Origin of the sequence: Pseudoflavonifractor capillosus (genome assembly GCF_016902575.1) — a bacterium.
In the GTDB taxonomy this organism is placed as follows: domain Bacteria; phylum Bacillota; class Clostridia; order Oscillospirales; family Oscillospiraceae; genus Enterenecus; species Enterenecus capillosus_A.
Genome location: NZ_JACSNZ010000020.1, coordinates 19,873 through 32,799 on the forward strand (window position 1 = coordinate 19,873; position 12,927 = coordinate 32,799).

Annotated in this window: 10 protein-coding genes; all 10 read left to right on the forward strand. The window is 60.7% G+C overall.

Annotation, left to right across the window (positions count from 1 at the left end):
* Window positions 1-67: 67 nt before the first annotated feature.
* The 10 genes from dnaB (at window position 68) to truA (ending at window position 12,757) form a co-directional block, all read left to right on the forward strand.
* Window positions 68-1,426 carry a replicative DNA helicase gene (gene dnaB, locus H9X86_RS07635; protein ID WP_346011447.1) on the forward strand — a complete coding sequence of 453 codons (1,359 nt, stop codon included), beginning with the start codon at window positions 68-70 and terminating at the stop codon, window positions 1,424-1,426.
* Entirely contained in the window at window positions 1,426-2,733 is a 1,308-nt protein-coding gene (gene tilS / locus H9X86_RS07640) for a tRNA lysidine(34) synthetase TilS (protein WP_204900952.1), read from the forward strand. The genes dnaB and tilS overlap by 1 nt, the downstream gene beginning before the upstream one ends.
* On the forward strand, window positions 2,726-3,268 hold the full coding sequence (gene hpt / locus H9X86_RS07645) for a hypoxanthine phosphoribosyltransferase (protein WP_204900953.1): 543 nt from the start codon (window positions 2,726-2,728) through the stop codon (window positions 3,266-3,268). Before tilS ends, hpt begins: the two co-directional genes overlap by 8 nt.
* A gap of 33 nt (window positions 3,269-3,301) precedes the next feature.
* Window positions 3,302-5,179: an ATP-dependent zinc metalloprotease FtsH gene (gene ftsH, locus H9X86_RS07650; protein WP_243416885.1), complete on the forward strand. Its 1,878-nt coding sequence runs from the start codon at window positions 3,302-3,304 to the stop codon at window positions 5,177-5,179.
* A complete protein-coding gene (gene lepB, locus H9X86_RS07655) occupies window positions 5,172-5,816 on the forward strand; it encodes a signal peptidase I (protein WP_243416886.1) in 645 nt (214 codons plus the stop codon). Before ftsH ends, lepB begins: the two co-directional genes overlap by 8 nt.
* 16 nt (window positions 5,817-5,832) lie before the next feature.
* Window positions 5,833-6,783 (forward strand): hypothetical protein, encoded by a 951-nt coding sequence (locus H9X86_RS07660; RefSeq protein ID WP_204900954.1) that lies wholly within the window; start codon window positions 5,833-5,835, stop codon window positions 6,781-6,783.
* Window positions 6,776-8,734: a methionine--tRNA ligase gene (metG, locus tag H9X86_RS07665; RefSeq protein ID WP_204900955.1), complete on the forward strand. Its 1,959-nt coding sequence runs from the start codon at window positions 6,776-6,778 to the stop codon at window positions 8,732-8,734. Before H9X86_RS07660 ends, metG begins: the two co-directional genes overlap by 8 nt.
* 14 nt (window positions 8,735-8,748) lie before the next feature.
* The gene (locus tag H9X86_RS07670; RefSeq protein ID WP_204900956.1) at window positions 8,749-9,525 is read left to right on the forward strand and encodes a TatD family hydrolase; all 777 of its coding nucleotides are present in this window, start codon (window positions 8,749-8,751) and stop codon (window positions 9,523-9,525) included.
* 694 nt (window positions 9,526-10,219) lie between these two features.
* The gene (gene thrS / locus H9X86_RS07675) at window positions 10,220-12,016 is read left to right on the forward strand and encodes a threonine--tRNA ligase (RefSeq protein ID WP_204900957.1); all 1,797 of its coding nucleotides are present in this window, start codon (window positions 10,220-10,222) and stop codon (window positions 12,014-12,016) included.
* 3 nt (window positions 12,017-12,019) lie between these two features.
* Entirely contained in the window at window positions 12,020-12,757 is a 738-nt protein-coding gene (gene truA / locus H9X86_RS07680; protein WP_204900958.1) for a tRNA pseudouridine(38-40) synthase TruA, read from the forward strand.
* Window positions 12,758-12,927: the final 170 nt, after the last annotated feature.

Genomic DNA, 12,927 nt, shown 5'->3' on the forward strand with positions numbered 1-12,927 from the left:
GTGTGGTCTATGTTGACAGCCTGAGGGGCAGGACGATCCCCTTTATTTCAAACTGGGAGGGATGATAATGGACGAATTCAATGGCCTGCGCCTGCCCCACTCCGTGGAGGCGGAACAGGCGGTGCTGGGCTCCATGCTCATCGACGACCGGTGTATTCCCGACGTGGTGGCCCGGCTCACCCCCGATGACTTCTACCTGCGGCAAAACCGGGAGCTGTACCAGGTGCTGTTTACCATGTTCAACCGCTTCGAGACCATCGACCCGGTGACGGTACTGGACCGGATGAAGCAGGCGGGGGTGTACGACGAGAACACCTCGGTGGGGTATCTGCGCCAGCTCATGGAGATCACCCCCACGGCGGCCAACGTCATGGAATATGTGAACATTGTGGCAGACAAGGCATTGCTCAGAAGGGTGGGGGAGACCGCCGGGGAGCTGGAGGAGATGGTGCGCAGCGAGAGCGGCACCGCCCAGCAGATCCTGGAGGCCGCCGAGCAGCGCATTTACGCCATCCGCCAGGGCCGCTCCGCCCAGGGCATGGCCCACATCGCCACAGTGATGAGCCAGGTGTGGGAGACCATCAAGGAGCGGCAGGAGAACGGGGCAGAGTTCCCCGGTATCTCCACCGGCCTCATTGACCTGGACCGCCGGATTTCCGGCTTGAACAACTCAGATTTGCTGATTTTGGCTGCCCGACCCGGCATGGGTAAGACCTCCCTGGCCCTGAACATCGGCCTGGAGGCGGGCAAACACTCGGGGAAAAGCGTGGCCATCTTCTCTTTGGAAATGAGCCGGGAGCAGCTGGGTCTGCGTCTCATTTCCACCGAGTGCCTCATTGACAACAAAAAACTGCTCACCGGACGCATTGTGGGGGAGGAGGAGTGGTCCCGCCTGGCCATGGCGGTGGCCACACTGAGCCAAGCCAAAATCTATATGGATGACGACTCCTCCCTGTCCGTGGCGGACATGAACGCCAAGTGCCGCCGCATCAAGGATCTGGGTCTGGTGATCGTGGACTACCTCCAGCTGATGACCTCCGCCGGAGGGCCCACCCGGGCCAGCGACAACCGCCAGCAGATCGTCTCCGACATCTCCCGCTCCATGAAGCTTATGGCCAAGGAGCTGAACGTGCCGGTGATCTGCCTGTCCCAGCTCTCCCGTGCCAACGAGAGCCGGGCCGCCGGTCAGCGCCGACCCATGCTCTCCGACCTGCGTGAGTCCGGCTCCATCGAGCAGGACGCTGACATCGTTATGTTCATCTACCGGGAGAGCTACTACGAGGACGACACGGAGAATCCCAACGTGGCCGAGTGCATCGTGGCCAAAAACCGCCACGGTGAGACGGGCACCGTCATGCTGGAGTGGCGGCCCGAGTTTACAACCTTCCGCAATCTGGCCTACAACTACGACGAAGAGGACTACTGATGGGCTTTTCCTACTCCCTTCTCTCCCCCGGGGACAAGGTGCTGTGCGCTTTGTCCGGGGGGGCAGATTCCATGTATCTGCTGTGCCGCCTTACCGAGGGGGCGCAGCGGGGCGGCTATCAGGTGGCGGCCGCCCACTACCACCACGGCATTCGCTCTGCCTCCACCCAGGAGGAAGATTTTGTCCGCTCCTGGTGCGACAGCCACCACGTTCCCCTGTTTGTGGGACACGGAGACGTGCTTCAACAGGCCGCCCAAAGAGGGCAGGGGGTGGAGGAGACCGCCCGGGAACTGCGGTACCAATTCCTCTATGACACCGCCCGGCGGGAGGGCTGTACCCTCATTGCCACCGGACACCACGCCGGAGATAACGCCGAGACGGTGCTCATGCACCTCATTCGAGGCTCCGGCCTCCGGGGCCTTTGCGGCATCCCGCCCCGGCGGGGGATGCTCATTCGACCCATGCTGGAGGTGACCAGGCAGGAGGTGGAGGACTACCTCACCGCCCACCAGATTCCCCATGTGGAGGACGAGAGCAACGCCGACCCCGCCTACACCCGCAACCGGGTGAGACACCAGGTGCTGCCCATGCTATGTGAACTCAACCCTCAGGCGGTACACCACATGGCCCAGGCAGCGGCCAAGCTGCGGGAGGATGAACAGCTGCTCTCCGCCCTGGCCCAGGATGTGCCGGGGATCACCACGGACAGGGACAGGGTGGCGGTGGATATTCCCGCCCTGCTCACAAGCCCCAGACCCCTGGTGATGCGGCGGCTGGCCCAGGCCCTGACCGGGCTGCACATCCACCCATCCCAGGTGTATTTGGAGGGGCTGTACGGGCTTATGACCCAGGGGCAAAGCGGAGCCCGGTTGGATTTGCCGGGATACACCGCCCAGAAGAGCTGGGATCAGCTGTTCATCACCCCCCAGGAGGAGCCTGAGACCCTGCCCACCATCCCTTTGAAAGATGGGGTGACCCGGTGGGGGGAATGGCGGGTGGAGTGTCACCCGGCGGTATGCCCCCAGCAGCAGGGGGATGGGCTGTGGCTCAAGCCCGGGGCCTATATCCTCCGCCCCCGCCAAGTGGGGGATGCTTTGAAATTGCCCAATCGGCCCACCAAAAGTGTGAAAAAACTCATGATGGAGAAAAAAATTCCCGTCTACCTTCGGGGTCGCCTTCCGGTGTTGGCCCAAGGGGAGCGGGTTGCAGCGGTGGCGCTGCTGGGAGCAGACCAGGACTTCCTGGCCCAGCCCGGCAGACCTGCCCGATATATCAATGTGACAAAGGAGAACGATGACCATGCATGAACACGTGGAATCCATTCTGTATAGCGAAGAGCAGCTTCGGCAGCGAGTCAAGGAGCTGGGGGCACAGATCACCGCCGACTACGCCGGGAAGGAACCGGTGCTGGCCTCGGTGCTGCGGGGCTCCTACATCTTTATGGCAGACCTGACCCGGGCCATTGACCTGCCGGTGACGGTGGACTTTATGGCGGTGTCCTCCTACGGCACCGGTACCAAGAGCTCGGGGCAGGTGGAGATCAAGAAGGACCTGTCCGACTCCATCGAGGGCCGGGACCTCATCATTGTGGAGGACATTCTGGACTCGGGCAACACCCTGTACTACCTCATGGAGATTCTGAAGGCCCGCAAGCCCGCCTCCATCCGCATCTGCACCCTGATGGATAAGCCTGAGCGGCGTACCCAGCCCATTGTGGCCGACTATGTGGGCTTTACCATCCCCGACGCCTTTGTAGTGGGTTATGGCCTGGATTACAGTGAAAAGTATCGAAATCTGCCCTATGTGGGCATTTTGAAGCCCTCCGTCTACGGCGGAGAGTGAGCCCCAGCAGGGGAAAAGGAGCTGGTTTCAATTTTGAATCGTGGAAAACAAATTCGCAGTGCCCTGGTATATGTGGTGCTGGTGCTGCTGCTGGTGTGGAGCTTTACAGCCTTCCGCTCCGCCCAACAGCAAAACTTCATCCCGTACAGCCAGGTGCGCACCTATTTCCTGGAGCAGCAGGTGAACGCCTTCCAGGTGGAGGACAACAAGACCCTGATCCTGAAGCTGAAAAACGGGGACACCCGGTACCACCGCCTGGCGGATGTGGAGCTGTTCTACAACGACCTGGGAGACGAGATCGCCCAGCAGCAGGAGGAGGGCGTGCTCCAGGAGTTCAACCTCCAGCCCGCCTATGAAATGCCCCTGTGGCTGCAAATCACCATTCCCATTGTGGGCACTGTGGTGGTGGTCATGGTCATCTGGGGTGTGATGGCCATGCGCCAACAGAATGCCCAGGGCGGTCAGGGGGGCTTGAATCGGTTCGGGAAAGCCCGCATTGTCCAGGGGGACGGAACCGTGCACGTCACCTTTGCCGACGTGGCAGGGGCGGAGGAGGAGAAGGCCGAGCTGCAAGAGCTGGTGGACTTCCTGCGCAACCCTCAGAAATACATGGACTTGGGCGCCCGCATCCCCAAGGGCGTGCTGTTGGTGGGCCCTCCGGGTACTGGTAAGACCCTGCTGGCCAAGGCGGTGGCCGGGGAGGCAGGGGTGAAGTTCCTCTCCATTTCCGGCTCTGACTTTGTGGAGCTGTATGTGGGTGTGGGTGCCTCCCGTGTTCGTGACCTCTTCGACGAGGCCAAGAAAGCGGCCCCCGCCATTGTCTTCATCGACGAGATCGACGCCGTGGGCCGTCAGCGTGGCGCAGGCCTGGGCGGCGGACACGACGAGCGGGAGCAGACCCTCAACCAGCTGCTGGTGGAGATGGACGGCTTTGCCGCCAACGAGGGGGTCATTGTGCTGGCCGCCACCAACCGCCAGGACATTCTCGACCCCGCCCTGCTGCGCCCCGGTCGGTTTGACCGCCAGGTGTATGTGGGCCGCCCCGACATGAAGGGACGGGAGGAGATTTTGAAGGTCCACGCCCGGCGCAAGCCCTTGGCCGAGGACGTGGATTTGAGGGAGGTGGCCCGGGAGACCACCGGATTTACCGGGGCTGACCTGGAAAACCTGATGAACGAGGCCGCTTTGCTGGCCGCCCGGAAAAATCAGCCCTTCCTCACCCTCCGGGACATTCAGGAGTCGGTGATCAAAGTCATTGCCGGACCTGAGAAGAAGAGCCGTGCTCAGCTGGAGGAGGATCGGCGCATCACCGCCTATCACGAGGCAGGCCACGCCGTGGTCAGTCATGCGTTGTCCACCCAAGACCCGGTGCATCAGATCACCATCATCCCCCGTGGTCAGGCCGCCGGTATGACCATCAACCGGCCCCAGGAGGATCGGGGCCATGTCAGCCGCCAGCAGCTGTGCGAGACTCTGTGTACCCTGCTGGGTGGCCGGGCCGCCGAGGCCCATGCCCTGGGCTTTGTGTGTACTGGGGCCATCAGCGACCTGCAGCGGGCCTCCGCCATCGCCCGGGACATGGTGACCAAGTACGGCATGAGCGAAAAGCTGGGGCTGGTCACCTTCTCCTCCGAGCACGACGAGGTATTCATTGGCCGCTCCATGGCCCAGGCCAAGCCCTACTCCGAAGAGACCGCCGCCCTCATTGACGGCGAGGTGAAGAATCTGCTGGACCAGGCCTACGCCCAGTGTCAGGAGATCTTGAAGCGGGACAACGACAAGCTGGAGCTGGTGGCCCGGTACCTGCTGGCCTTTGAGACCATGGATGCCGACACCTTCCAGATGGTGTACGACGATCCCCAGGCTTTGGCCCGACAAATTTCCCCAGAGGAAGTGGAAAACAATGGATGAACAATGGCAGGACAGCCAGCCCGGCCCGGACATCCCGGCATCTTCTGAGATATCCGGGATGCCAGAGCTTGAAACGCCGACTCCCACATATTCCAGGAGCCGGAAGGAGACATCCCTGGGCTATGAGCTGTATTTGAATGTCCGCACCCTGGTGTTTGTACTGGCCGCCCTGATTTTGGTGTTCACCTTCGTGGTGCGCATCATTGTGGTCAGCGGCAGCTCCATGGAGAACACCCTGCAAAATGGGGACTCCATGCTGGTGTGGTGCCTGGGCTATACCCCGAAGCAGGGGGATGTGGTGGTGCTCACCCAGCGCTCCTATCAGGAGGACTCTCTGGTCAAGCGGGTCATTGCCACCGAAGGCCAGCGGGTGGACATTGACTATGAAACCAGCACCGTCTACGTAGACGGTGTGGCGCTCCAGGAGGATTATATCAAGGAAGCCATGGAGATTCCCAACTACGGCGAGGGCCTCAACCATGTCACGGTGCCCGAGGGGTGCATTTTCGTCATGGGAGACAACCGCAATGACTCCGCCGACAGCCGCTATCCCAGCATCGGCATCATTGACACCCGCAGCGTCATCGGGCGGGCAGTGATGGTGGTCTTCCCCTTCCCCGATTTCAACCTGCTGTGACGGAAGGAGAGGAACCATGAAGGATCAACGACCTTACAATGTATACTGGTTGGTGTGGACTCTGGTGCTCACCGCTGCTGCTGCCGGAGCGAGACTGTGGCAGGAGGCCACCGCCTTTGAGGGCACCTACGGGCTGCCCATTCCAAGAGCTGCCGCCAGTGTGGTGCTGGTGTGTGTGCTGCTCATCGCCGGGGCGACAATGGCCATCCTGGCCGCCCATCAGCCTGTGGTCACCCCACCCCGCAGCCAAGTGCGGGGCCGGAGATGGGACATGAGCTTTTTTGCCGTGGGGGACGTGGTATTTTTGGCCCTGATGTGGTTTGCCGCCTTCTGCTCCCTGGCGGCGGTGCCCACCCTCTTCGGCAGAGGACGCAGCCTGTGGAGGGCATATCAGTTGGCCAGGGCCATGGGTACCTGGCAGGGCGGTGACAACGGCGTTTTGGGCATGGCCACCGCTGTGTTGGCGCTGCTGGCCTTTTTGGGACTGCTGCAAATCGGCCGGGAGGGGTTCCGACCCGGGCGCAGAGGAAAGGGCGGCTTCTGGGCGGCACTGCCTGCCACCGCCGGATGCGGCTGGTTGCTGGGCACCTATCGCAACTGCGCTGCCGACCCGGTGCTGTGGGACTATGTGCCGCTGCTGCTGGCGGTGATCGCCGGAATGCTGCTGTATACCGACTGGGCGGGCATGTCCTGCGCCGCTGCCCGGCCCCGCCGCACCCTGTGGCTGGCGGGTATGACGGTGGTGTGCTCTTGGGTGGCCTTGGTGTCCGGGCCGGACACCGGAACCGCTCTGCTGCTCATCTCCCAGTCCGCAGCAGCCCTGGCCGCCCTATGGCGGCTGCCCATCAATCTGCAAAACCCGCCTAAGGTGGGTTCAGAGGATAAAATCATCCCCACCGTCCAGGAGATGACCACCCGGGAGACGGAGATGACCACGGAGAATAAGGAGGAGGATCCCCATGTCTGACAATAAATATTATATTTCCACTGCTATCGCCTATACCTCTGCCAAGCCCCACATCGGTAACACCTACGAAATCGTATTGGCCGATGCCATTGCCCGATATAAGCGCATGACTGGCTATGACGTGTACTTCCAGACTGGGACTGACGAGCACGGCCAGAAAATCCAAGAGAAGGCTGAGGCCGCTGGGATCACACCCCAGGAGTATGTGGACAACGTGGCGGGAGAGATCCACCGTATCTGGGATTTGATGAACACCACCTATGATAAGTTTGTCCGTACTTCTGACCCGGAGCACGTGGCAAAAGTACAAAAGATTTTCAAACGGCTGTACGAGCAAGGTGATATTTACAAGGGGACCTATAAGGGAAAGTATTGTACCCCCTGCGAGTCCTTCTGGACCGAGTCCCAGCTGGTGGATGGCAAATGCCCCGACTGTGGCCGGGATGTCAAGGACGCTGAGGAGGAGGCATACTTCTTCAAGATGAGCAAGTACGCTGACCGACTCATGGAGTATATCGAGACCCACCCTGAGTTTATTCAGCCCGAATCTCGTAAAAATGAGATGATAAACAACTTCCTCAAGCCCGGTCTGCAAGACCTGTGCGTGTCCCGCACCTCCTTCACCTGGGGGATCCCCGTGGACTTCGACCCCAGCCACGTGGTGTATGTCTGGCTGGACGCTCTGACCAACTATATCACCTTCTGTGGCTATGATCCCGACGGCAACCACGAGGAGCACTACAAGAACTTCTGGCCCGCTGACCTGCACCTGATTGGTAAGGACATTGTGCGCTTCCACACCATCTACTGGCCTATTTTCCTCATGGCTCTGGGCGAGCCTCTGCCCAAGCAGGTGTTTGGTCACCCCTGGCTGCTGGTGGGCTCCGGCAAGATGTCCAAGTCTACAGGTAACGTCATTTACGCCGATGACCTGGTGGAGCAGTTCGGCGTGGATGCCGTACGCTACTTTGTGCTCCACGAGATCCCCTTTGCCAATGACGGCGTGATGACCTACGAGCTGATGATCGAGCGGGTGAACGCAGAACTGGCCAATATTTTGGGCAACCTGGTCAACCGCACCATTGCCATGGATCAGAAATATTTTGGCGGCAAGGTGATGGCTCCCACTGCCGCTGAGTCTGTGGACGAGGAGCTTAAGGCTATGGCTCTGGCTCTGCCTGGAAAGGTGCAGGCCAAGATGGACCAGCTGAAGGTGGCCGATGCCATCGACGAGGTGTTCGCCTTGCTGCGCCGTGCCAACAAATATATTGACGAAACCATGCCTTGGGCTTTGGCTAAGGATGAGAGCAAGCAGGAGCGCTTGGGCACGGTCCTGTACAACCTGCTGGAGAGCATTCGGTTTGCTGCCGTGATGCTGGAGCCTTACCTGCCTGAGACCTCTGTACGCATGCTTCAGCAACTGAATGTGTCCAACACAGGTGTGGAGTCCCTCAATTCCTTTGGTGGAATGCCCGTGGGCGGAACCCTGGGTCAGGCTGAAATCCTCTTTAACCGCATCGACAAGGAGAAGAAGCTGGCCGAGATCGAGGCATGGCAGGCCGAGCAGGCCAAGGCCGCTCTCCCAGCCCTGGAGGTGGAGCCCCTCAGTGAGGAGCAGGTGGACTTCGACACCTTCTGCAAGAATGATCTGCGGGCTGTGAAAGTTCTGAACTGTGAGAACGTGAAGAAGAGCAACAAGCTGCTGAAATTCACCCTGGACGACGGCACCGGAACCCCCCGTCAGATCCTCTCCGGCATCGCCCAGTATTACAAGCCCGAGGAACTCATTGGCAAGACCCTGGTGGCCATTGTCAACCTGCCCCCCCGCAAGATGATGGGCCAGGAGAGCCAGGGTATGCTCATCTCCGCCGTGCACACCGAGCGTGGCGAGGAGAAGCTGAACCTGCTGATGGTCAGCGACGCCATCCCCGCCGGGGCCAAGCTGTGCTAAAGAGGATGTCTGCCATGCTCTTTGACACCCACGCCCACTACGACTCCAACCAGTTCAAGGACGACCGCATGGAAGTTCTCGCCGCCCTGCCCCAGGCCGGGGTGGGGCTGGTGGTGAACCCTGGCTGTGATCTGGAGACCTCCCGCACCGCCGTGGAGCTTGCAGAGACCTTCCCCCATGTGTACGCCGCCGTGGGGGTCCACCCCGGGGACTGCGGGGACTGGCAGGACAGCTGGCTCACAGAACTGGAACAGCTGGCCCGGGAGCACCAGAAGGTGCGGGCCATCGGCGAGATCGGCCTGGACTACTACTGGAAGGACAACCCGCCCCGGGAACATCAAAAGCACGTGTTTCACGCCCAGATGGACCTGGCGGAGAAGTTGGGCCTGCCCATCATCGTCCACGACCGGGAGGCCCACGGAGACTGCCTGGAGGCGGTGCAGGCCCATCCCAATATCACGGGGGTGTACCACTGCTATTCCGGCAGCCTGGAGGATGCCAAGACCCTGGTGAAGATGGGGTGGATGCTCTCCTTCACCGGAGTGGTCACCTACAAAAATGCCCGGAAGGCCCTGGAGGTGCTGGAGTGGCTGCCTCTGGATCGTATTATGATCGAGACCGACTCCCCCTACCTCTCCCCGGAGCCCTTCCGAGGTAAGCGCAACGACTCCCGCCACGTCTACCGGGTGGCGGAGACCATCGCCCTGGTGAAAAACCTCACTGTGGCGGAGGTGGTGGAGGCCACCACCGCAAACGGTTGCCGGTTCTTCGGTATTGAGAAACCAGAATGACAGAAACCGCCCAATCCCTGGGAGAAATCCCGGGGATTGGGTGTTTTTGCAAATACTCACCCATATAGGGGCGTAGGGGAGGGGCTTGCCCCTCCCCGTTTTCCTGGTTTTGCCCTGCCACCCTGGCAGGGGAGCGTCCCCCGCCAGGCTGGCAAGCCGGCACCTGAGACATTGGAGGAGGATGATCCCTCCCGGAGGGAGCCGATACGGTGCACCCTACCCTTGACAATTTCCACGCCAAGTGATATAGTGTCCCCATCAAAATGGCTGAGACGGAGAAGAGCCGAAACCGCAGCTGCCCAGAGAGGGATGTGTTTGGTGCAAGCATCCTGCAGGTTGCCTTCGGCGGTACCACTCCCGAGCTGCCCGGGACATGACCGGGACGGGACCCTCCCGTTATAGAGGACACAAGCGACAAGATTGATGTGCAAGCACTGGCGCACTTCGGTGTCATGCTCGCACCCTTCGCAACGGCCAACTGCTCCACACTCCGCCGAAAATGCCGCCGGGCTACGCCCGACCTGTTTTCGGTCTGCGTGTGTCACTGTTGCCCTGCTCCCGGGTGCTACGCACTTCGTCTTGTAAGCAGGGTGGAACCGTGGAGCATATTACATGCCTCACCCCTGAACACTTCTCAGGGGTGAGGCTTTTTGCATACCTTCGCCCCGAAACAATCTGATAGGAGGGCAATACCATGAGCGAAGAAAAGAATCTGTATACCTTTGAAAATCCCGAGTACCGCAAGACCTATTGGCACACCTGTTCCCATGTGCTGGCCCAGGCTATGAAGCGGCTGCACCCGGAGGTGAAGCTGGCCATCGGCCCCGCCATTGACAACGGCTTCTACTATGACTTTGACACCCCCCGGCCCTTCACCCCCGAGGATCTCACCGAGCTGGAAGGGGAGATGCGGAAAATCTGCAAGGAGAAGGTGAAGCTGGAGCGATTTGAGCTGCCCCGGGCTGAAGCCCTGGCCCTCATGGAGGAGCGGGAGGAGCCTTACAAGGTGGAGCTCATCAACGATCTTCCCGAGGACGAGGTCATCTCCTTCTACAAGCAGGGCGAATTTGTGGACCTGTGCGCCGGCCCCCACCTGGACTCCACCGGCCGCATCAAGGGCAACGCCATCAAGCTCACCTCCGCCACCGGCGCCTACTGGCGTGGTGACTCCAACCGCAAGATGCTCCAGCGCATCTACGGCGTGGCCTTCCCCAAGAAGGACGAGCTGGATGCCTACCTGGAGCAGCAGGCCGAGGCTCTGAAGCGGGACCACAACAAGCTGGGCCGTGAGTTGGAGTACTTCACCACCGTGGATGTCATTGGCCAGGGCCTGCCCGTGCTGCTGCCCAAGGGCGCCCGGGTCATCCAGCTGCTCCAGCGCTGGATCGAGGACACCGAGCAGAAGCGGGGCTATCTGCTGACCAAGACCCCCCTGATGGCCAAGCGTGACCTCTATAAGATCTCCGGCCACTGGGATCACTACCTGGACGGCATGTTCATCCTGGGCGACCCCCACGACGAGACGAAAGAGTGCTTCGCCCTGCGTCCCATGACATGCCCCTTCCAGTACCAGGTCTACCTCAACCGCCAGCGCTCCTACCGGGAGCTGCCCATGCGGCTGGGTGAGACCTCCACCCTGTTCCGCAACGAGGACTCCGGCGAGATGCACGGCCTCATCCGGGTGCGCCAGTTCACCATCTCCGAGGGCCACATTGTGCTGCGCCCCGATCAGCTGGAGGACGAGTTCCGGGGCTGCTTCCAGCTGGCTGACTACTGCATGGAGACTCTGGGTCTGAAAGAGGACTGCACCTTCCGCTTCTCCCAATGGGACCCCGCCAACCCCAATAACAAGTACGAGGGCACCGCAGAGCAGTGGGAGCACGCCCAGGGTGTCATGAAGACCATTCTGGACGATCTGGGCATCGACTATGAGGTGGGTGTGGACGAGGCCGCCTTCTACGGCCCCAAGCTGGACATCCAGTGCAAGAACGTCTTCGGCAAGGAGGACACCCTCATCACCATCCAGATCGACATGCTGCTGGCCGAGAAGTTCGGCATGGAGTATGTGGATGCCGATGGCTCCAAGAAGACTCCCTATATCATCCACCGCACCTCCATGGGCTGCTACGAGCGCACTCTGGCCCTGCTTATTGAGAAGTACGCCGGTGCTCTGCCCACCTGGATGGCCCCCGAGCAGGTGCGTTTCCTCCCCGTCACCGACCGTGCTGCCGACTACTGCGCTGACCTGGCCCGCCAGCTGGAGAACAAGGGCTTCCGGGTGGACGTGGACTACCGCAACGAGAAGATCGGCAAGAAGATCCGTGAGGCTCAGATGGACAAGGTGCCCTATATGCTGGTCATCGGCGACCGGGATATGGAGAACGGCACCGTCTCCCCCCGCCACCGTGCCGACGGTGATCTGGGCGCCATGGCCTTTGACGAGTTTGTGGCTCTGCTCACCGACGTGGTGGAGTCCAAGGCCAAGAAGTAAGACATGAACTATAAGCTGACGATACAGTACGACGGCACACGCTACGACGGCTGGCAGCGTCAGGGCAACACAGACAACACCCTCCAGGGCCGCCTGGAGGGTGTGTTGTCCCGTATGGTGGGCAGCCCCGTGGAAATCCAGGGAGCGGGCCGCACCGATGCCGGAGTTCATGCCCGGGGCCAGGTGGCCAGCGTCCACTTGCCGGAGGGCTACACCTCCCAGGAGGTGCAAGATTACCTCAATCGCTACCTCCCTGAGGATGTGGCGGTGGTGGACGTGGAGCAGGTAGGGGAGCGGTTCCATGCCCGGCTGTCCGCCAAGGGCAAGGAGTACCGCTACCACATCCGCATGGGCACGGTGCCCGACGTGTTCGCCCGGAAGTACTGCTACCGGGTGGAGAAACCCCTGGATGTGGAAGCCATGGGGAAGGCGGCGGAGTACCTCATCGGGAAGCACGACTTCCGCTCCTTCTGCGGCAACCGCCGATTCAAAAAGTCCACGGTGCGAGAAATTTTCCACATTGGAATTGAAGTGTGTGGAAATGATTTGACCCTTGTCTACCGAGGGGACGGCTTTCTCTACAACATGGTGCGGATTTTGACGGGTACCCTGCTGGAGGTGGGGCTGGGTCAGCGTACTCCCGAAAGTATGGTGGACATTTTAGAGGCCCGGGAGCGCACGGCGGCGGGCAAGACCGCCCCGGCCCAGGGCCTGGTGCTGCAAGAAGTATATTATTCTTGAGATTTTATAAAGAATTGCGAAAGTTCCTTTACAACCTGTCATGAAAATTATACACTGACCTCAAATAGGAACCCCCCGGCATAGCCGGGGGTTCTTCATATGCGGGCAAAGCCCTTTGTTACTAGCCACGCCTAAAGGCGTTAGTACGGTCTGCCATCTGCGAAAGACTA

What these genes read in the sequence shown, in the direction of transcription:
- dnaB (WP_346011447.1), top strand. Translation starts at nt 68, where the DNA reads ATGGACGAATTCAATGGCCTGCGCCTGCCCCACTCCGTGGAGGCGGAA.
- tilS (WP_204900952.1), top strand. Translation starts at nt 1,426, where the DNA reads ATGGGCTTTTCCTACTCCCTTCTCTCCCCCGGGGACAAGGTGCTGTGC.
- hpt (WP_204900953.1), top strand. Translation starts at nt 2,726, where the DNA reads ATGCATGAACACGTGGAATCCATTCTGTATAGCGAAGAGCAGCTTCGG.
- lepB (WP_243416886.1), top strand. Translation starts at nt 5,172, where the DNA reads ATGGATGAACAATGGCAGGACAGCCAGCCCGGCCCGGACATCCCGGCA.
- H9X86_RS07660 (WP_204900954.1), top strand. Translation starts at nt 5,833, where the DNA reads ATGAAGGATCAACGACCTTACAATGTATACTGGTTGGTGTGGACTCTG.
- metG (WP_204900955.1), top strand. Translation starts at nt 6,776, where the DNA reads ATGTCTGACAATAAATATTATATTTCCACTGCTATCGCCTATACCTCT.
- H9X86_RS07670 (WP_204900956.1), top strand. Translation starts at nt 8,749, where the DNA reads ATGCTCTTTGACACCCACGCCCACTACGACTCCAACCAGTTCAAGGAC.
- thrS (WP_204900957.1), top strand. Translation starts at nt 10,220, where the DNA reads ATGAGCGAAGAAAAGAATCTGTATACCTTTGAAAATCCCGAGTACCGC.
- truA (WP_204900958.1), top strand. Translation starts at nt 12,020, where the DNA reads ATGAACTATAAGCTGACGATACAGTACGACGGCACACGCTACGACGGC.